General features: G+C 62.7%; 1 protein-coding gene. It reads right to left on the bottom strand.

The annotated features are described in order from the left end of the window. Positions 1-268: Mur ligase family protein (locus AC0IYH_RS31830; protein WP_471838264.1), on the bottom strand; the 268-nt coding region annotated here is incomplete at both ends.

Raw genomic sequence — 268 nt, 5'->3', positions numbered from 1 at the left:
AGGCATTGGCGACGTTGTGCTCACCCAGCAGGTTCAGTTGCACACGCGCCTGGCCATCATGGCAATACAGGCTGAAAGCCGAGCACCCACGCGGGTCGCGGCTCAATTCGCTGGCATGGAAATCAGCAGATGCATCACGCAGGGAAAAACTCAGCACCCGGCGCCCGGCCGCACGCTTGACCCAGCGCTCGAAGGCCACGTCATCCCGATTGAGCACGGCGACGCCACCCTCGCTCAGCCCTTCAAGGATTTCACCCTTGGCCAGCAC

The sequence above is a fragment of the Pseudomonas sp. AC463 genome, from assembly GCF_979253585.1.
The sequence above is the reverse complement of the archived record's forward strand: the minus strand, read 5'-3'. Positions and strand labels throughout refer to the sequence as shown.